Annotated in this window: 17 protein-coding genes; 14 read left to right on the top strand and 3 right to left on the bottom strand. The window is 68.4% G+C overall.

Going from position 1 to position 18,226, the window contains the following annotated elements:
- Window positions 1-7 precede the first annotated feature (7 nt).
- Complete coding sequence (locus ACNPQM_RS16320) at window positions 8-427, top strand: PaaI family thioesterase (RefSeq protein ID WP_358857335.1); 420 nt, start codon at window positions 8-10, stop codon at window positions 425-427.
- 142 nt (window positions 428-569) lie between these two features.
- Here ACNPQM_RS16320 and ACNPQM_RS16315 read toward each other — a convergent pair whose 3' ends face one another.
- On the bottom strand, window positions 570-1,577 hold the full coding sequence (locus ACNPQM_RS16315) for a Gfo/Idh/MocA family oxidoreductase (protein ID WP_418084551.1): 1,008 nt from the start codon (window positions 1,575-1,577) through the stop codon (window positions 570-572).
- A 220-nt stretch (window positions 1,578-1,797) separates the two neighbouring features.
- Here ACNPQM_RS16315 and ACNPQM_RS16310 point away from each other — a divergent pair, with 220 nt between their 5' ends.
- The 7 genes from ACNPQM_RS16310 to ACNPQM_RS16280 all read left to right on the top strand — a co-directional run bounded on the left by ACNPQM_RS16310 (window position 1,798) and on the right by ACNPQM_RS16280 (window position 8,674).
- Entirely contained in the window at window positions 1,798-2,556 is a 759-nt protein-coding gene (locus ACNPQM_RS16310) for a GntR family transcriptional regulator (protein WP_418084550.1), read from the top strand.
- 92 nt (window positions 2,557-2,648) lie between these two features.
- Window positions 2,649-3,665, top strand: a complete 1,017-nt coding sequence (locus ACNPQM_RS16305; protein ID WP_418084549.1) for a sugar ABC transporter substrate-binding protein — start codon at window positions 2,649-2,651, stop codon at window positions 3,663-3,665.
- A gap of 194 nt (window positions 3,666-3,859) precedes the next feature.
- Window positions 3,860-4,843 carry a sugar ABC transporter substrate-binding protein gene (locus ACNPQM_RS16300; RefSeq protein WP_418084548.1) on the top strand — a complete coding sequence of 328 codons (984 nt, stop codon included), beginning with the start codon at window positions 3,860-3,862 and terminating at the stop codon, window positions 4,841-4,843.
- Window positions 4,840-5,892 (top strand): ABC transporter permease, encoded by a 1,053-nt coding sequence (locus ACNPQM_RS16295; protein ID WP_358857340.1) that lies wholly within the window; start codon window positions 4,840-4,842, stop codon window positions 5,890-5,892. The genes ACNPQM_RS16300 and ACNPQM_RS16295 overlap by 4 nt, the downstream gene beginning before the upstream one ends.
- Window positions 5,889-6,713: an ATP-binding cassette domain-containing protein gene (locus ACNPQM_RS16290; RefSeq protein ID WP_418084547.1), complete on the top strand. Its 825-nt coding sequence runs from the start codon at window positions 5,889-5,891 to the stop codon at window positions 6,711-6,713. Before ACNPQM_RS16295 ends, ACNPQM_RS16290 begins: the two co-directional genes overlap by 4 nt.
- Before the next feature lie 187 nt (window positions 6,714-6,900).
- Window positions 6,901-8,064, top strand: a complete 1,164-nt coding sequence (locus ACNPQM_RS16285; protein ID WP_358857342.1) for an ROK family glucokinase — start codon at window positions 6,901-6,903, stop codon at window positions 8,062-8,064.
- A 13-nt stretch (window positions 8,065-8,077) separates the two neighbouring features.
- Entirely contained in the window at window positions 8,078-8,674 is a 597-nt protein-coding gene (locus ACNPQM_RS16280) for a hypothetical protein (RefSeq protein ID WP_418084546.1), read from the top strand.
- A 21-nt stretch (window positions 8,675-8,695) separates the two neighbouring features.
- On the opposite strand, the gene ACNPQM_RS16275 is transcribed toward ACNPQM_RS16280, so the two are convergent.
- Window positions 8,696-10,201, bottom strand: a complete 1,506-nt coding sequence (locus tag ACNPQM_RS16275) for a long-chain-fatty-acid--CoA ligase (protein WP_418084545.1) — start codon at window positions 10,199-10,201, stop codon at window positions 8,696-8,698.
- 457 nt (window positions 10,202-10,658) lie between these two features.
- On the opposite strand from ACNPQM_RS16275, the gene ACNPQM_RS16270 reads away from it, so the two are divergent.
- From ACNPQM_RS16270 to ACNPQM_RS16245, 6 genes are all read left to right on the top strand, one after another.
- A complete protein-coding gene (locus tag ACNPQM_RS16270) occupies window positions 10,659-11,663 on the top strand; it encodes an AraC family transcriptional regulator (protein WP_418084544.1) in 1,005 nt (334 codons plus the stop codon).
- A 469-nt stretch (window positions 11,664-12,132) separates the two neighbouring features.
- Window positions 12,133-13,191 (top strand): 3-keto-5-aminohexanoate cleavage protein, encoded by a 1,059-nt coding sequence (locus tag ACNPQM_RS16265; protein ID WP_418084543.1) that lies wholly within the window; start codon window positions 12,133-12,135, stop codon window positions 13,189-13,191.
- A gap of 106 nt (window positions 13,192-13,297) precedes the next feature.
- Window positions 13,298-14,269, top strand: a complete 972-nt coding sequence (locus ACNPQM_RS16260; protein WP_418084542.1) for a quinone oxidoreductase family protein — start codon at window positions 13,298-13,300, stop codon at window positions 14,267-14,269.
- A gap of 61 nt (window positions 14,270-14,330) precedes the next feature.
- On the top strand, window positions 14,331-15,248 hold the full coding sequence (locus ACNPQM_RS16255; RefSeq protein WP_418084541.1) for a TauD/TfdA dioxygenase family protein: 918 nt from the start codon (window positions 14,331-14,333) through the stop codon (window positions 15,246-15,248).
- A gap of 30 nt (window positions 15,249-15,278) precedes the next feature.
- Window positions 15,279-16,610: an MFS transporter gene (locus tag ACNPQM_RS16250; RefSeq protein ID WP_418084540.1), complete on the top strand. Its 1,332-nt coding sequence runs from the start codon at window positions 15,279-15,281 to the stop codon at window positions 16,608-16,610.
- Window positions 16,607-16,810, top strand: a complete 204-nt coding sequence (locus ACNPQM_RS16245) for a hypothetical protein (protein ID WP_418084539.1) — start codon at window positions 16,607-16,609, stop codon at window positions 16,808-16,810. The genes ACNPQM_RS16250 and ACNPQM_RS16245 overlap by 4 nt, the downstream gene beginning before the upstream one ends.
- Here ACNPQM_RS16245 and ACNPQM_RS16240 read toward each other — a convergent pair.
- On the bottom strand, window positions 16,796-17,917 hold the full coding sequence (locus ACNPQM_RS16240; protein WP_418084538.1) for a PP2C family protein-serine/threonine phosphatase: 1,122 nt from the start codon (window positions 17,915-17,917) through the stop codon (window positions 16,796-16,798). The two genes, ACNPQM_RS16245 and ACNPQM_RS16240, sit on opposite strands and share 15 nt — an antisense overlap.
- Between the last annotated feature and the right edge of the window lie 309 nt (window positions 17,918-18,226).

The following is an 18,226-nucleotide window of genomic DNA, read 5'->3' as shown; positions in this document are numbered from 1 at the left end:
GCGTGTCATGAGCGGACTTGACATACAGATGGCGCAGAAGGTTCTCGACAGCCAGCCGTTCAGCGGGCTCGTCGGGGCACGGATCACCGCCTTCGGGGACGGCGCCGCCACCCTCGAAGTGGACATCCGGCAGGAACTCCAGCAGCAGAACGGCTTTGTGCACGGTGGCGTGCTGTCGTACGCCGCCGACAACTCGATCACCTTCGCTGCCGGAACGACCCTCGGGCCGGCCGTACTGACCGGTGGCTTCTCGATCCAGTACATCCGTCCGGCGACCGGTCGCACCCTGATCGCCCGCGCCACCGTCGTGCACACCGGCCGTCGCCAGGCGGTGGTCCGCTGCGATCTGTTCGCCGCGGCGGACGGTGGTGCGGAAGCCCTGTGCGCGGTCGCCCAGGGAACCGTGCTCTCCGCCGAGCCGCGCTGAAGGGTCCCTCCTTGACCGGTCGAGCGACCGAGGCGACCGAAGCCGCGGATGTCGTCGGTCTCGCCGCGCTCGGTGACCGCAGAGGCATGCTGATCCGGGGCCGCGAGCGGCTGCCGGTCGCCTGGTAGCGGGGCCCGCACCGTCAGCCGGTGCGGATCTCCGCCACCGCCACCGGCCGGTGCTCGCGCCGGGACAGCTCGCACGCCTCCGCGATCCGCAGCGCGTGCAGAGCCTCCCGGCCGTCGCACGGGTTGGCCGCCTCGCCTCGCACCACCTGGACGAACGCGTCGAGTTCCGCCTCGTACGCCGCGGCGAACCGCTCCAGGAACCCCGGCCACGGCTTGGCCGGGGCGGCGGGGCCCTGGGGTTCCACCGACGTCAGCGGCATACGGTCGTCCAGACCGACCGCGACCTGGTCGAGCTCGCCCGCCAGCTCCATCCGTACGTCGTACCCGGCGCCGTTGCACCGGGTCGCCGTCGCCGTCGCCAGTGAGGAGTCGTCGAGGGTCAGCAACGCCGCCGCCGTGTCGACGTCGCCCGCCGCCCGGAACATCGCGGGACCGGCATCCGAACCGGTGGCGTACACCTCCACCACCTCCCGGCCCGTCACCCACCGCAGGATGTCGAAGTCATGGACCAGACAGTCCCGGAACAGGCCTCCGGAGTGCGGCAGATACGCGGCGGGCGGCGGCGCCGGATCGGACGTCATGGCCCGTACGGTGTGGAGCCTGCCGAGCGCCCCGCTCCGCACGGCGGTGCGCGCCGCTCTGTACCCGGCGTCGAAGCGGCGCATGAAGCCCAGCTGAAGCACGCTCCCGGCTCGCTCGACCTCCTGCAGGGCGCCCAGCGTCCCCGCCAGATCCAGCGCGATGGGCTTCTCGCAGAACGCCGGCAGGCCCGCCCGTGCGGCCAGTCCGATCAGCTCCGCATGGGCCGAGGTGGCCGAGGCGATCACGACGGCATCCACCCCCGCGCCCAGCACCTCGGCCACGGACCCGACGGCTGTCGCGTGGCCGATGCGGTCTGCGATCCCGGCCGCCCGTGCCCTGTCGATGTCCGTCACCACCAGGGTGTCCACCTCGGGGTGACGGGCCAGCGCGCCCGCATGGAAGGAACCGATCCGGCCGGTGCCGATGAGTCCGATGCGCATGGACCCAACGTGCCGCCCGCCAGCTGCGCTGTCAACTATATGTCCTGACAAACAGAGGTGTGTTCGATGCCCCGAGCCGTCGCACCCGCACCCGGTACGGCTTCGGCGTCGCATCGGTGTCACGGGCCGAGCGACGCGGTGAGGCGCGGGCACCTGGATTGTCCGGACAACAGGACGACCTGACTACCGGTGTTCCGGACGTGACAGCTACGCTCCTGCCGTGTCCAAACCCACCGCCGACCCCGCCGCGCTCGAACTCGGCGTGGACCGCAGCAGCCCGGTCCCGCTCTACTACCAGCTGGCCCAGCAGCTGGAGGCGGCCATCGAGAAGGGCCGGCTCGCCCCCGGCAGTCTTCTCGGCAACGAGATCGAGCTCGCGGCCCGGCTCGGCCTGTCCCGCCCCACCGTCCGCCAGGCCATCCAGTCGCTCGTCGACAAGGGGCTGATGGTCCGTCGCCGCGGGGTGGGCACCCAGGTCGTCCACAGCCAGATCCGGCGTCCGCTCGAACTGAGCAGCCTGTACGACGACCTGGAAGCGGCCGGGCAGCGCCCCACCACCCGCGTCCTGCGCAACACGGTCGAGCCCGCCCCCGCCGCGACCGCTGCCGCGCTCGGCGTCCCGGAAGGCACCGAGGTCCACCTCGTCGAACGGCTGCGGTCCGCGCACGGCGAACCGATGGCCCTGCTCCGCAACCACCTGCCGGCCGGCATCGTCGACCTGTCCACCGAACGACTGGAGGCCACCGGTCTCTACCGGATGCTGCGGGCCGCCGGAGTCACCCTGCACAGCGCCCGCCAGACCGTCGGCGCCCGCCTCGCCACGGCCGAGGAGGCGGCACAGCTCGCTGAGCCCGAGGGCGCGCCGCTGCTGACCATGGAACGCACCACGTACGACGACACCGGGCGGGCGGTCGAATTCGGCTCGCACATCTACCGGGCGTCGCGCTACGCCTTCGATTTCCAGCTGCTTGTCCGCTGACGCCCGCATATCGGCCCGTTGACGGGGTCTCCGCTCCTCGCTACAACTCCCGAAGCCGCACTCGGGCGGCCGGGAGAGAAGGCGGACCCACCATGCGTACTCCTCGCAAGGCAGCACCCCTGATCGCCATCTGCACCATCAGCCTCGCCGTCACCGCCGCCGTCGGCGGATGCAGCAGCTCCGGCGGCAAGAGCTCCGAGGACAGGTCCGGCAGCGGCAGCGGACAGGGAGCCAAGGGCGTCTCCACACCCCGGATGAAGATCGCGATGATCACGCACTCGGGGGAGGGCGACACCTTCTGGGACATCGTCCAGAGCGGTGCGAAGCAGGCGGCGGCCAAGGACAACGTCGAGTTCCTGTACTCCGCGAACAAGGAGGGCAAGGAGCAGGCCCAGCTCGTCCAGGCCGCCATCGACCAGAAGGTCGACGGGATCGTCGTCACCCTCGCCAAACCGGAAGCCGTGACGGACGTCGTCGCCAAGGCTGTGAAGGCAGGCATCCCCGTCGTCACCATCAACTCGGGCGCGCAGTTCTCCGAGGGCGTCGGCGCGATCAGCCATATCGGGCAGGACGAGAAGGTCGCCGGCGAGGCCGTCGGTGAGGAGCTCAACAAGCGGGGCCGCAAGAAGGCCCTCTGCGTCATCCACGAACAGGGCAATGTGTCGCTGGAGGAACGCTGTGCCGGGGTGAAGAAGACCTTCAAGGGGAGCGTCGAGAACCTCGGCATCGAAGGAACCAACATGCCCGCCTCCACATCCTCCATCGAGGCGAAGCTCCAGGCCGACCACGGCATCGACACGGTCGTCACCCTCGGCGCGCCGTTCGCCGCCGCCTCCGTCAAGGCGAAGGAGGGCTCCGGCTCCACGGCCGAGGTCGACACGTTCGATCTCAACGCCGAGGTCGTCAAGCGGCTGAAGGCCTCCGAGGTCGGCTTCGCCGTCGACCAGCAGCCCTACCTCCAGGGCTATCTCGCCGTCGACGAACTGTGGCTCGACAGGACCAACGGCAACGTGATCGGCGGCGGGAAGCCCGTGCTCACGGGCCCGGCGATCGTCACCGCCGCCGACGTGCCGCAGCTGGAGAAGTACACCGCGCGCGGTACCCGGTGACCCGCGTGCGGACCGCCGTGCCCACTCCGTGCCGACACCCGCGGCCCGCCCCTGCCGGGCGGCGCCGAGTCGGGCTCGGGGATACTTGGCCAGCACGACCGGTCGGTAACACCCCCGGTCGGCACCAAGCAGCACAGCGAGCAGCACAAGAAGGGCACCACGTCGTGGCAAGGGTTCGGACAGGGGTACGTGCGATGGGCGCCGTGCTTGCGGCGGTGCTCGGGGCCTCCCTCGTGGGATGCAGCAGCACCGGTGGCAAGCGGGCGGAGGAGCGTGCGGCCCAGGCCGCCGCCGAAGGCCGGTCCGCGGTGAACACACCCCGCTGGACCTTTGCCATGGTCACCCACTCGGGCGATGGCGACACCTTCTGGGACATCGTCCAGAGCGGTGCGAAGCAGGCGGCCGTCAAGGACAACATCAAGTTCCTGTACTCGCACAGCGACGAGGCGCAGCAGCAGGCCCAGCTCGTCCAGGCCGCCATCGACCAGAAGGTCGACGGGCTGATCGTCACGCTCGCCAAGCCCGACGCGATGAAGGATGCCGTCGCCAAGGCGACCCGGGCCGGGATACCGGTGATCACGGTGAACTCGGGCTCCGCGGAGTCCAAGGCGTTCGGCGCGCTCACCCACATCGGCCAGGACGAGTCCATCGCGGGCGAGGCCGTCGGTGACGAGCTCAACGCGCGCGGCCGCAAGAGGGCCCTGTGCATCCTGCACGAGCAGGGCAACGTCGGGCACGAGCAGCGCTGCGCCGGGGCGAAGAAGACCTTCGACGGGCAGATGCAGAACCTGTACGTCGAGGGCACCAACATGCCCGACGTCCAGGCGTCCATCGAGGCGAAGCTCCAGGCCGACAAGAGCATCGACGCGGTCGTCACCCTCGGTGCGCCGTTCGCCGACGCCGCTGTGAAGGCGAAGCAGACCGCAGGCTCCACGGCCGAGATCGACACCTTCGACCTGAACGCCAAGGTTGCCGCCGGGCTTCAGGACAAGACCCTGGGCTTCGCCGTGGACCAGCAGCCTTACCTCCAGGGGTACGAGGCCGTCGACCTGCTCTGGCTCTACCGCTACAACCGCAATGTGCTCGGCGGCGGCCGCCCCGTCCTCACCGGCCCGCAGATCATCACCTCGAAGGACGCCGCCGAGCTGGCGGAGTACACGAAGCGGGGGACCCGATGACCACGACGGAGCAACCACCCGCCCCGTCCGGGGCTGACGAGCGGCTGCTGCGCACCTCACCGCTGCGCAGGCTCCTGGGCCGACCCGAACTCGGATCGGTCGTCGGCGCCGCGGCCGTCTTCCTCTTCTTCTCGATCGTCGCCGACAGCTTCCTGCGCGCGTCCAGCCTGGGCACGGTGCTGTATGCGGCGTCCACCATCGGGATCATGGCGGCGCCGGTCGCCCTGTTGATGATCGGCGGCGAGTTCGACCTCTCCGCCGGTGTGCTGGTCACCAGCTCCGCGCTGGTCTCGTCGATGTTCAGTTATCAGATGACGGCCAACGTCTGGGTCGGCGTCTTCGTGTCGCTGCTGGTGACGCTGGCCATCGGCGCGTTCAACGGGCTCATGCTGACCCGCACCAAACTGCCGAGCTTCATCATCACGCTCGGCACGTTCCTGATGCTGACCGGTCTCAACCTCGGCTTCACCAAGCTGATCAGCGGCACCGTGTCGACGAAGTCCATCGGGGACATGGAGGGTTTCAGCTCGGCCCGCAAGGTCTTCGCCTCGGAGTGGACCGTCGGCGGGGTCGAGTTCAAGGTGACCATCCTGTGGTGGGCGGTGCTCGTGGCGATCGCCACCGGAATCCTGCTCCGTACCCGCTTCGGGAACTGGATCTTCGCGGTCGGCGGCGAGGCCGACGCGGCCCGCGCGGTCGGCGTCCCGGTGATCCGTACCAAGGTCGGGCTGTACCTCGGGGTCGCCTTCGCCGCCTGGGTCTCCGGGCAGCATCTGCTGTTCTCGTACGACGTGGTGCAGTCCGGTGAGGGCGTCGGCAACGAGCTGACGTACATCATCGCGGCCGTCATCGGGGGCTGCCTGATCACCGGAGGTTACGGCTCCGCCATCGGATCGGCGGTCGGCGCGTTCATCTTCGGCATGACCAGCAAGGGCATCGTCTACGCGGAGTGGAACCCGGACTGGTTCAAGTTCTTCCTCGGAGCCATGCTGCTCCTGGCCACCCTGCTCAACGCATGGGTACGCAAGCGCGCGGAGGCGACGAAATGACGACCCCGGCCCCCCCGGCGCTGATCGAGCTGGATCACGTCAGCAAGTTCTACGGCAACATCAAGGCGCTCCAGGACGTCTCGCTGGTGGTCCACGCGGGCGAGATCTCCTGCGTACTGGGCGACAACGGCGCGGGCAAGTCCACCCTCATCAAGATCATCGCGGGCCTGCACCGGCACGACGCCGGCACCTTCCTCATCGACGGTGAGGAGACCACGCTCGCCAATCCGCGCGACGCCCTCGACCGGGGCATCGCCACGGTCTACCAGGATCTGGCCGTCGTCCCGTTGATGCCCGTCTGGCGGAACTTCTTCCTCGGCTCCGAGCCGACGACGGGTGTCGGCCCGTTCAAGAGGCTCGACGTCCGGAAGATGCGCGAGACCACCCGCTCCGAACTGCTGTGCATGGGCATCGACCTGCGCGACGTCGACCAGCCGATCGGCACCCTGTCCGGCGGCGAGCGTCAGTGCGTCGCCATCGCGCGCGCCGTCTACTTCGGCGCCAAGGTGCTCGTCCTGGACGAGCCCACCGCGGCGCTCGGCGTCAAGCAGTCCGGGGTCGTGCTCAAGTACGTCGCGGCCGCCCGGGACGCCGGACTCGGCGTGGTTCTCATCACGCACAACCCCCACCATGCGTATCTGGTCGGTGACCGGTTCGTGCTGCTCAAGCGAGGTGCCATGGCCGGCAGCCACGCCAAGGACGGCATCACGCTGGACGAGCTGACCCGCCAGATGGCGGGCGGCAGCGAGCTCGAGGAGCTCAGCCACGAGCTGCGGCGGGCCACGTCACCGGGGCAGCCGGAGACCGACGACACCCCTTAGGGGTGTCTCGGCGGATCATGGCCGGGTCGCCCCCGATCCGCCGGACACCCCCCGTGGGCGGGGCGCCACCGGGGCGCCGCGGACCCGGTCCGCCCGCCCCGGCCCCCGGCAGTGGCAGAATCGAGCCTGACGGGCGCCGTCCGTCGCCGGGAGCATCACCACCCGGCCCCCCGACCCCGCAGGGACGATGAGCACGTACCGCGACTTCACACACCGCGGCTCCGCCCGCGCCACCGTCCTGCGGACCGTCGGCACCCGTGAGCGGCGCTCGCACCTCACCGCGCCCCGGGTGCCCACCGTCGGCATCGACATCGGGGGTACGAAGGTGATGGCCGGCGTCGTCGACGCCGACGGCAACATCCTGGAGCAGCTGCGCACCGAGACGCCCGACAAGTCCAAGAGCCCCAAGGTCGTCGAGGACACCATCGTCGAGCTGGTCCTCGATCTCTCCGACCGGCACGATGTGCACGCCGTCGGCATCGGTGCGGCGGGCTGGGTCGACGCGGACCGCTCCAGGGTGCTGTTCGCCCCGCACCTCGCCTGGCGCGACGAGCCCCTCAGGGACGCCCTCGCCTCCCGCCTCGTCGTCCCCGTCATGGTCGACAACGACGCGAACACCGCCGCCTGGGCGGAATGGCGCTTCGGCGCCGGGCGCGGCGAGGATCATCTGGTCATGATCACGCTCGGCACCGGCATTGGCGGTGCGATCCTGGAGGACGGTCAGGTCAAGCGCGGCAAGTACGGCGTCGCCGGTGAGTTCGGCCACATGCAAGTGGTGCCCGGCGGGCACCGCTGCCCGTGCGGGAACCGTGGCTGCTGGGAGCAGTACAGCTCCGGCAACGCCCTGGTCCGCGAGGCCCGGGAGCTGGCCGCCGCGGACTCCCCGGTCGCCCACGGCATCATCGAGCGGGTCAAGGGGAACATCCCCGAGATCACCGGGCCGCTCATCACCGAACTGGCCCGGGAGGGCGATGCGATGTGCATCGAGCTCCTCCAGGACATCGGCCAGTGGCTCGGCGTCGGCCTCGCCAATCTGGCCGCCGCGCTCGACCCCTCCTGCTTCGTCATCGGCGGCGGTGTGAGCGCCGCGGACGATCTGCTGATCGGCCCCGCCAGGGACGCCTTCAAACGCCATCTCACCGGCCGCGGCTACCGCCCCGAGGCCCGGATCGCCAAGGCGCAGCTCGGCCCGGAGGCAGGCATGGTCGGCGCCGCCGACCTGGCGCGGCTGGTCGCGCGGAGGTTCCGCCGTACCACCCGCCGCCGCGTCGAGCGGTACGAGCGGTATGCGCAGATCTACGACCAGGCCGCGAGCACCATCCGCTCCACGCGCAACACCCGCACCTCCTAGGGATTCCCAGAACATGACCACAGCCGAGCATCCCGTTGTGCCGCGCCAGTCCTCGCCGCCCGGCGAGGACGGCGGCAGGCCCCCGCAGGACCGGCGCCGGACGATCCGCCGGCGCCTGATCACGGCGACCATCATCGTGCTGCTGATCGGCGTCCCGGCCGGCTATCTGCTGATCTCCGCAGAGCAGAGCCGCAGCTCCGGTCAGGACAAGGCGGCCGAGGCCGCCGCACAGGGGATGCGCGAGGGCTGGCCGTCCCGGATGCAGCGAAGGATCTTCGAACTGCCGATTCCCGGCAACGCCCTGGACGTCCAGTACTACGAGACCAACAACTGGAAGGCCAGCCGGATGTACGTGCAGTTCCGCACGTCGTCCGCCGGGCTCGACCGGTTCCTGAGCCGTCTCGGCAGCGGTCGCGCCGCCCTGCAGGACGGCGCGGTCACCGCCAGTGCCCGCGATGCCGAGATCGCTGGCTGGCACTTCGGCCCCGGCACCGACTGGGCGGGCACCACGCACACCAACAAGAATCCGCGTCCCACCCAGAGCATCACCGTCGACATGACCGATCCGGCATCCCCGGTCGTGTATGTCGTGTCCGCGGCCACCCCCTGACCGGAGGCCTGCAGGGCGCCCTCAGCCCTCGAACGCCTGTTGCTGGAGGGCGATTTCACGCTTGAGGATCTTGCCCGTGGCTCCCTTGGGGAGCCCGTTGGCGAACGTGACGATCCGTGGGTATTTGTAGGAAGCCACCCGCTGTTTGACGTAGTCGCGCAGCTGATCGGCGGTCGCCTGTGCACCATCCCGGAGTGTTACCACGGCGGCTACCTCCTCCCCGTGCACCTGGTGTGGCACGCCGACCACTGCCGCCTCGGCGACGGCAGGGTGTTCGTAGAGCACCTCCTCGATCTCGCGCGGATAGACGTTGTATCCGCCGCGGATGATGAGGTCTTTCTTCCGGTCGACGATGAAGTAGTAGCCTTCTTCGTCGACTCGGGCGAGATCACCGCTGTGGAACCACCCGTCCCGGACGGCTTCCGTGGTCGCGCCGGGACGGTTCCAGTAGCCCTTCATGATGTTCTCGCCGCGGATCGCGATCTCACCGACTTCGCCCGGCCCGGCCGTGGTGCCGTCGTCCGCTACGAGCCTCAGTTCGACCCCGCGGATGGGCAGTCCGATCGAGCCGGCCTTGCGTGGCCGGTCCGGAGGATTGAACGAGGCGACCGGAGAAGTCTCCGAGAGTCCGTAGCCCTCAAGCACGGTGACGCCGAATTCCCGCTCGAAGCCGTGGAGTACTTCCACCGGCAGGGAAGCGCCGCCGGAAACGGCCAGGCGTAGCCGTGAGAGGTCGCAGCCGTCGGGGATCCCTGCGTGGAGCAGGGCGGTGTACATCGTGGGGACGCCCAGAAAGACGGTGGCCCCATCCCGGTGAATGATCTCCAGCGCCTTCGTCGGCTCGAATCGTGGCAGCAGACTCAGGGTGGCGCCCGCAGCGACAGCTGTGTTGAGGGCGCAGGTCTGCCCGAACGCGTGGAACAGTGGCAGGCCGCCGAAGAGCACGTCGTTCGGCCCGACGCGGAGCAGCGTCTCGACCGTGGTGACCGCGTTGGTCATCAGGTTGTGGTGGGTCAGTTCTGCGCCCTTCGGGGTCCCTGTTGTTCCCGAGGTGTACAGGATCACGGCGGTGTCGTCCTCTGCCCGGTCGACGATCCCGGGCATCGGTTCGGTGGCCTGCAGCAGGACATTGAATGCTGCTGGGTCCGTGACCAGGCACAGGGCCCCGGCCTCCGCGGCGGCCGTCGCGACCTCGTCCGCGAACAGCGGGAACGTCACCACGATGCGGGATCCGGAATCCCGGAGGGTGAATTCTATTTCACGGGCTTTCAACAGCGGATTCATCGGTACCACTACGGCGCCTGCACGGAGGATGCCGTAGTACGCGATGGGGAAGCAGGTGACGTTGGGCATGACCAACGCCACGCGATCGCCCGGCCGGATTCCCTTGGCCTGCAACAGGGCGGCGACCCGGGCGCTGGCATCGTTCAGTTGGGCATAGGTGAGGACGATCTCGTCCTGGCGAATGGCGATGCGGCCGCCATCGGCCGAGGCGGATTCCGCCAGGAGTGAGGCGAGGTTGTTCATTCGGCTTCCCCTTCGATCGGAGTAAGGGCTGTCCCGTCGTCCCTGGTGGATCAGCGCGCGGCGTCAGATGTGGTACATCGCAAGGCGGAGAGGCGTCCTCGTCCTGGGTGTATTCGGGCGTTCCGACAACGCGGCGAGGTGCCGCAACTGTCGTCGTGCGCCCGCCAGGGATTACGGGACAGCCCTTGGGTGGCGGTCACCTATGACTGCGGGAGCAGCAGAACATTTATTCCAAGGTTATTGATCTGCACAGGATTCCGTGCCGCTTTCCAGGGGGTGGTCAACGGTTGGAGTATTTGCCATGGTGTTCTCCGCGGGAATTCCGGTCGGCCGGGACGTCGAATCCGGGAGGCGAGCTCCATCGGAGTGGTGCAACGCTAGGTCACGGCCTGGCGCATCGCTTTACTTGACGTGACACCTTACTTACCATTTGGGGACAGAGCCTTGGAGTGCGCCCTTGAAGCCACTGGTCCGCAACGCAGCGCTGAACAGCTACGTCGAGCTCAGCCAGTCCCTCGGTATCGACCCGCGGGCGCTGATGAAGAGCGTGGGTCTGGACCCCGTGGGCCTTGCGGTCCAGGACAGATGGATCTCTGGCGTGGCCGTGACTCAGCTGCTCGAACTCTCGGCGGTGGCCTCGCGCCGCGAGGACTTCGGCCTGCTCCTCGCCGAGCGCCGCCGCTTCGCCAATCTCGGCCCCATCAGCTTGGTCATCCGCGAGGAGCCCGATGTCCGCAGCGCACTCGGACTACTTATGCGACATGACTACATGTACAACGAAATGCTCCGTAGTCGACTATCCGAGGCAAATGGCCTGACCACCCTCAAGGTGGGCCTGGAGTTGGGTGGGGCAATGGAAGCCCGGCAGGCCACGGAGCTGGCCGTGGGTGCCTTCCATGGAGTTCTCCGCACTTTCCTCGGTGCTCGGTGGCAGCCGGTCTCCGTGTGTTTCACGCACAGCGCTCCCAAAGATCTCGGTACCCACCGGCACATCTTCGGTCCGGTAGTGGAATTCGACCAGGAATTCACCGGGATCGTTTTCTGCGCAAGCGACCTCAACACTCCCAATACGATGTCGGATCCGCTGCTCCGGAACTACGCGCGACAGTATTTCGATTCCATCGCCGTCTCGAGGGACACGACCGTACTGGACCGCGTGCGCGAGTTGATCGAAGTCCTGCTGCCGAGCGGGCGCTGTTCGATCGAGCAGGTCGCATCCAGCCTCGGCGTCGACCGGAGAACCGTCCACCGGCACCTGGCGGGTTCGGGTGCGACATTCTCCTCCCTCCTCAACGCGACGCGTACCGAGCTCGCGGAGCAGCTCGTGGCGAACCCGCGCCGCTCGTTGACGGAGATCTCCGGGCTGCTGGGATTCTCCGGACCGAGCGGCTTCTCACGCTGGTTCCGTGAGCAGTTCGGCAGCAGCCCGAGGGAGTGGCGCACCGGAAGGGCCAGGCAGTAGCACTCCGGCGAGGAGTGATCACCGGGGATCAAGAGCCGGAGGCCGGTGCGCCCCGCCGCCTCGCCCTGGGCCTTCCTCAGAGCTGTCCCGTCATCCCTGGCGGGCACACGAAGACAGCCGCGCCTTGATCCACCAGGGATGACGGGACAGCCCGTCGGCCGGCGACGCCGACACGGGCAAAGCCTGTCCCCAAGTGATAAGTCAGTTGTCACCCAGGGGCAAGCGTGGCGCGTAACCGGCCCTTAACGTTGCATTACCGCAGGGGACACCGACAGCCCCACAAGGACGAGCAGGAACCCTGCTGCAGCCGCGTGCTCCCTCCGGAGCCGTTGATCGTATCCGAGCCGCCCAACGGGCTTGGGACCCCGGTCTGCGAGCTCACTCCGCCCCTCGCCAAGCCCTTCAGGCCTCGCATGGGGACAGCGATGCGCGCGGCGAGTGAAGACCCGTCCGACAAAGGAGATGGACCGTGCACTTCCTCGACGACTCCCTGTATCCGGAGAACCAGGAGAAGTTGGTGATCCAGGCGGCCCCTTACGGGCCGGAGTGGCTGCCCGGTGACGCCGACGACCTGCCGCTCACCATGGATGAGCACGTACAGGCGGCGGTCGACTGTCACAACGCCGGCGCCACGGTGCTCCACATTCACGTGCGCGAGCTGGACGGTCACGGCTCCAAGCGCATGTCCATGTTCAACGAGCTGATGGCCCGGCTGCGCGAAGCCGTGCCGGACATGGTCCTCCAGATCGGTGGGTCGATCTCCTTCGCCCCCGAGGACGAGGGTTCCGATGCCAAGTGGCTGAGCTACGACACTCGCCACATGCTGGCAGAGATCACCCCCAGTCCGGACCAGGTGACGATCGCGATCAACACCAACCAGATGAACATCGTCGAGCTCTTCGACGACGAGGACATCGACGGCACCTCGATGGCCAAGCCGGCGTACTACAAGGCCTACCGGGACATGGTGGTCGAGGCAGGACCGGACTTCTACCTGGAGCACCTCGAGCGGCTCCGCGCCAACGGCATCCAGCCGCACTTCCAACTCGCCAACATGGCACAGCTGGAGACCGTGGAGCGGCTTGTCCGCAAGGGCATCCACACCGGTCCGCTGGTGCTCAACTACGTTGCCATCGGCGGCGGTTTCGCCGGCCGGCATCCGGCCGACCTGATCGAGTTCATCCGACGCGTCCCGGACGGCGCCGTGCTCACCATCGAGGCCTCCATGCGCGCGGTGGCGCCGATGAACGCGATCGGCATCGCCCTGGGCACGCACGTGCGGGTGGGCAACGAGGACAACCTGTGGCGGCGCAAGGGCGAGCGGATGTCCTCCGTGAAGCAGGTCGAGCAGATGGTTCAGGTCGCCGATGCGCTCGGCCGTGAGATCGCCACCGGGCAGGAGGCGAAGAAGATCTACAAGATCGGCGAATGGTACGCGGACGCTGACGAGACCCTGGCCCAGCTCGGCATGGTGCCCAACCGACGCCCCGGCCGGCGCGGTTTCATGCTGCGCGACGTCACGAGCTGACCCACCCCCCACCAGTGGCGGTCTCGGGGCCGATCCTGCATCCGCCCCAGCTGATCCGGGTCGGCCCGCGACCGCCGTTCCCACACACGAGCAGACGGAGCAACTTGTGGCACACGCCATTCGCTTCCATGAGACCGGCGGCCCCGATGTCATGCGGTGGGAGGAGGTCACCGTCGGCGACCCGGGCCCGGGCGAAGTACGGATCCGGCACGTCGCCGTCGGACTCAACTTCGCCGACACCTATTTCCGCTCCGGTCTGTACCCGGCTCCGCTGCCTGCGGGGCTCGGCGTGGAGGCCTCAGGTGTCATCGAGGCCGTGGGCGAAGCCGTCACCCATGTCGCAGAGGGCGATCGGGTGACCTACACCGGCAGCCCGTTGGGGGCCTACAGCACGGAGCGGGTCATGCCCGCGGATTCGCTGATCAAGCTGCCGGAGGAGATCAGCTGCGAGACCGCCGCGGCGATGACCATGCGGGGCCTCACAGCGGCCTATCTGCTGCGCCGGATCCACCCGCTGAAGTCCGGCGACACCGTATTGCTCCACGCGGCGGCGGGCGGCGTGGGCCTGATCTTCTCCCAGTGGGCCAAGCTGCTCGGAATCACCGTGATCGGCACAGTCTCCAGCGAGGAGAAAGCCGAGATCGCCCGCGCGCACGGCTGCGAACACATCATCTACTACCGGCGCGAAGACGTGGCCGAGCGGGTGCGAGAGCTGACCGGAGGTGCCGGAGTTCCCGTCGTCTTCGACAGCATCGGCAAGGACACCGTCGCCGGATCCATGGCCTCGCTGCAGCGCCGCGGTCTGCTGGTGTGCTTCGGCACGGCCTCCGGTGTGCCGCCCCTCGACGCCATGCAGCTCGCCATCCACGGCTCTCTGTTCGTGACCCGGCCCGCGCTCGCCGACTACATCGCAGAAGCCGCCGAGCGGGACGCCCTGGCGGGCGAGCTGTTCGGGCACGTCGCGTCCGGACGTATCAAGATCCAGATCAATCAGCGCTACTCCCTCCAGGACGCGGTACAGGCACACCGCGATCTGGAAGCAGGACGGACCACGGGATCTTCCGTCTTCGTCTTCTGAACACTCCGTGCCACGCACCTTCGAACCCGCCGTGCCTCGCACATCACCCCAGGAGTGAGTCATGCCCCGGACAGTCCATCCGAAGGAAGCCACACCCGCCCTGGTGCGCCCGGGCGTCCTCCGTACATCGATCAAGGCTGAGCCGCTGACCTGCACCATCGGGGCCGAGCTCTTCGGAGTGAACCTCGGCGACGCCTCGCGCGACGACGACCTGTTCGCCGAGTTCAGGGAACTGCTGCTGAAGTACAAGGTCCTTTTTCTGCGGGACCAGGACATCACGCGCGCCGAGCACGTCGCCCTCGCCTCGCGCTTCGGCCCGCTGGAGGACCATCCTGTGGCCGGCAGCGATCCGGACTACACGGGGCTGGTCCGCATTTACAAGGACCTGGACAGCAAGCCCGAGCACTACGAGAACGCGCTCCACTGCGACGGGACCTGGCGCGAGTGCCCGCCCATGGGGGCCGTGCTGCGCTGTGTGGAAACGCCCGAGGTCGGCGGAGACACGGTCTGGGTCAACATGGCCGAGGCCTACCGGAGGCTGCCGGAGCAGATCAAGACGCAGATCGCGGGTCTGCGCGCGCGGCACAGCATCGAGGCGACCTTCGGCGCCGTCATGCCCATGGAACAGCGCCACCAGCTGAAGGCCCGGTACTCGGACCCCGAGCACCCGGTGGTGCGCGTCCACCCGGAGACCGGCGAGCAGATCCTCTTCGTCAACGCTTTCACCACGCACTTCGTCAACTTCCATACGCCCGAGAACGTGCGCTTCGGCCAGGACCACGCGCCCGGGGCGAACAACCTCTTGAACTACCTGATCAGCCAGGCGGCCGTCCCTGAGTACCAGGTGCGCTGGCGCTGGCAGAAGAACAGCTTCGCCGTCTGGGACAACCGCTCCACACAGCACTACGCCGTCCAGGACTACTGGCCCGCCGTCCGCAAGATGGAGCGCGCCGGAATCGTCGGCGACAGGCCCTTCTGAGCCCTGACCAGAGACGAGAAGGTGACGCCCATGGGAGTTCACACTGCCGGCACGGTCGTGCCGGGCACGTCTCATGCCATGCCGGCTGTATCTCGCGGTTATGCCCGGCTGGTGTTCGCACTGAGTTTTGGGCTCCTGCTGATCGACTACATGTCGCGGCAGGTCCTCAACGCGGTTTTTCCTCTGCTGAAGGCGGAGTGGCAGCTTGCCGATGCCCAGTTGGGTTCTCTCAGCGGCATCGTGGCCTTGATGGTGGGTGTGCTCACCTTCCCCCTGTCACTCCTGGCGGACCGCTGGGGCCGGGTCAGGAGCCTGGTCATCGCCGCGACGGTGTGGAGTCTGGCGACGCTGGGCTGCGCCGTTGCCGCGAGCTACGGCCAGATGTTCCTGGGGCGGTTCATGGTCGGTGTCGGCGAGGCGGCCTACGGGAGTGTCGGCATCGCGGTGGTCCTCAGCATCTTTCCCGTCACCCTGCGGGCCACACTCTCCGGCGCGTTCATCGCGGGAGGCGCCTTCGGATCCGTGCTGGGCGTCTCGATCGGTGGCATCGTGGCCCAGCAACTCGGCTGGCGATGGGCGTTCGGCGTCATGGGGATCGCCGGACTGGTCATGGCTGCGATCTACGGCATGGTGGTCACGGAAAAGAGACTGGGTTCAGGTGCCGGCGGCAGCAGCGGCACATCCGGCGAACGGGCCCCGGTGCGGACCTTGCTGCCACGGCTGTTCTCCTCGGTCTCCGTGCTCTGCGCCTACATCGGCAGCGGGCTGCAGATGTTCATTGCGATGGCCCTGCTCGCCTGGATGCCCAGCTTCCTCAACCGCTATTACGCCATGCCTCCCGCGAAGGCCGGCGTGATTGCCGGGGCCTTCGCAATGATCACAGGGATAGGCATGATCCTCTGCGGGTTCGTCACCGACCGCCTCAGCCGGAGGGTCGGCGCCCGGAAGTGGACCGTCGCGATCATCTGCAGTCTCGGGTCGCTCGTGCTGCTGACGGCCGGATTCCACCTGTCGGCCGGCCCGCCGCAGCTGTTACTGATCGGCGCCGGGACCCTGCTGTCCAACGCCACGGCCGGCCCGGCGGCCGCCATGGTGGCGAATTTGACCCCCGCCGCTGTCGCGGCGACGGCCATGGCCACGCTCACCCTGGCCAACAGCCTGCTCGGGCTTGCCCCGGGGCCCGCGGTGACGGGCATGCTCGCGGACCGCATGGGCCTGCTCGGCGCACTGCAGCTGGTCCCATGTGTCGCGGTCCTGAGTGGCGCGGCCTTCGTCATCGGCAAGCTCCGCTACGAGAACGATCTACGCCGCTTGGGGCTTCTTCCCGCCATGACTCTCACGAACCCGGAGCTGTCGCCATGAGTCTCACCGCATCGCCGACGGTCGTCATCGTCCCCGGACGGCACGATCACGTGCCGGACCACTGGCAGACCATCCTGACCAAAAGGATTGCCAACGCCCGCACCGTTCCGCCGCGGCCTGGTTCGCAGCGCGTCCCGCAGGGGGCGGGCGTAACGGTCGATTACGTGATGTGCGCCGTGACGTACTCAGCGGAACGGTGACCGTCGGACGGACAGGATCGCGACGTCGTCGTGCTGGCCGCCCTCTCCGGCGAACGCCCGCGCGTCGTCGAAGAGGGCGTGCGGCAGATCGCTGGGGGTGAGAGATACACGTTCGGTGAGGCGTTCGGTGACGGGGTAGAACGTGCCGTCGGCGTCGCGGGTCTCGGTGAGCCCATCGGTGGTCAGCAGCAGCGTCGCGCCGGCTGGGAAGGTAAACCAGTCGACGGTCGCGGGTTCGGCGGCGAGCTCGGCGAGACCGAGGGGGACGCCGGAGCCGAGGGCCGGCGTGATGACGGTGGTGTTGTGCAGCAACTGCGGCGGAATGTGCCCGCAGTTGATGACTTGTACCTCGTCGTGCGCGTCGACGTTGATGACGAGCGCTGTGACGAACCGTTCGTCGTCGCCGGTCTGTGCGGCGTAGGAGTTGTGCCGTACGACAGAGGCATCGAGGGCATCGACGAGCGCGGTCAGGGTGGGCTCTCGGTGGGCCGCCTCACGGAAGGCGCCGATGACGGCGAACGCGGCGCCGACCGCGGGCAGGCCCTTGCCCTGGACATCGCCGATCAGAACCCGGGTTCCCCACGGAGAGACGACGACGTCGTAGATGTCGCCGCCAACGAGCCGGTCCTCCTGTACGGGCTCGTACACGCCGTCGACCAGGACGTCGTCGGTGAGCAGAGGCAGCGGGCGCAGGATGTGGCGTTGCATCGCTGCAGCGGTGGAGCGCAGCCGCAGCATCTCGTGCTCGCGGCGGATACGACGGTGGCAGGCGTAGACGGAGGCCGCGCCCAGGGCGAGGGTGAGCAGCATCATGAGGATCCTGTCGAGCCACGACCGCCCGTCACCGTGCCGGACCAGCACGGTGACGGTGACCACAAGCGTGGTCCACGCAGACACGAACTTCGTCTGGCGTACGGTGCACAGCGCGGACGCCGTCCCCGGCAGGAATACAAGGAGCCCGAGAAGCCACACCGGAGACTCGGACAGGGCACCGAGGAGCAGCACCAGAAAGGTCACTGACACCACGCGGATCATTACTTCGGCGTTGCGCGGTGGTTCGATGGTCTCGAAGGGACGCGCGAGTGTCTTCGGACGCTGATGGGGCACGGGACCTCCCGGGCAGGTGGTGTACTCCGCGTACGTTAGGCAGGCCCGGCCGTGGGTGAGCCGCGCCCCGCCGGACGATGTCCCGTGTGTGGTGACCAGCACTACGTGCAGGGTGGGTGTGGCCCGTGCTCGCCTTCGACCCGGTCGCATTCGATGTCGCTGGGTGCGGACGGGCCCGGGATCCGGGTCCCCACACCCGAGAGGCCGGTCCGGGCGTGCTAGGCGTGTTTCGAAAGTCCCGCCTGCCGGGCGACGCCTGGCACGCACGCTCGCCGCGTTGTCGGGCTCGCCCCGATACAACCGGTATCG

This window comes from Streptomyces sp. NPDC056231, assembly GCF_048270745.1.
Taxonomy (GTDB): domain Bacteria; phylum Actinomycetota; class Actinomycetes; order Streptomycetales; family Streptomycetaceae; genus Streptomyces.
This window is presented reverse-complemented; position numbering and strand designations above follow the sequence as displayed.

Bases quoted from the DNA above. Each gene is read 5' to 3' on its own strand.
- ACNPQM_RS16315 (WP_418084551.1), bottom strand. From the start codon at position 1,577: ATGCGCATCGGACTCATCGGCACCGGCCGGATCGGTTCCTTCCATGCG.
- ACNPQM_RS16320 (WP_358857335.1), top strand. From the start codon at position 8: ATGAGCGGACTTGACATACAGATGGCGCAGAAGGTTCTCGACAGCCAG.
- ACNPQM_RS16300 (WP_418084548.1), top strand. From the start codon at position 3,860: ATGGGCGCCGTGCTTGCGGCGGTGCTCGGGGCCTCCCTCGTGGGATGC.
- ACNPQM_RS16245 (WP_418084539.1), top strand. From the start codon at position 16,607: ATGAGTCTCACCGCATCGCCGACGGTCGTCATCGTCCCCGGACGGCAC.
- ACNPQM_RS16285 (WP_358857342.1), top strand. From the start codon at position 6,901: ATGAGCACGTACCGCGACTTCACACACCGCGGCTCCGCCCGCGCCACC.
- ACNPQM_RS16275 (WP_418084545.1), bottom strand. From the start codon at position 10,201: ATGAACAACCTCGCCTCACTCCTGGCGGAATCCGCCTCGGCCGATGGC.
- ACNPQM_RS16295 (WP_358857340.1), top strand. From the start codon at position 4,840: ATGACCACGACGGAGCAACCACCCGCCCCGTCCGGGGCTGACGAGCGG.
- ACNPQM_RS16250 (WP_418084540.1), top strand. From the start codon at position 15,279: ATGGGAGTTCACACTGCCGGCACGGTCGTGCCGGGCACGTCTCATGCC.
- ACNPQM_RS16255 (WP_418084541.1), top strand. From the start codon at position 14,331: ATGCCCCGGACAGTCCATCCGAAGGAAGCCACACCCGCCCTGGTGCGC.
- ACNPQM_RS16290 (WP_418084547.1), top strand. From the start codon at position 5,889: ATGACGACCCCGGCCCCCCCGGCGCTGATCGAGCTGGATCACGTCAGC.
- ACNPQM_RS16305 (WP_418084549.1), top strand. From the start codon at position 2,649: ATGCGTACTCCTCGCAAGGCAGCACCCCTGATCGCCATCTGCACCATC.
- ACNPQM_RS16280 (WP_418084546.1), top strand. From the start codon at position 8,078: ATGACCACAGCCGAGCATCCCGTTGTGCCGCGCCAGTCCTCGCCGCCC.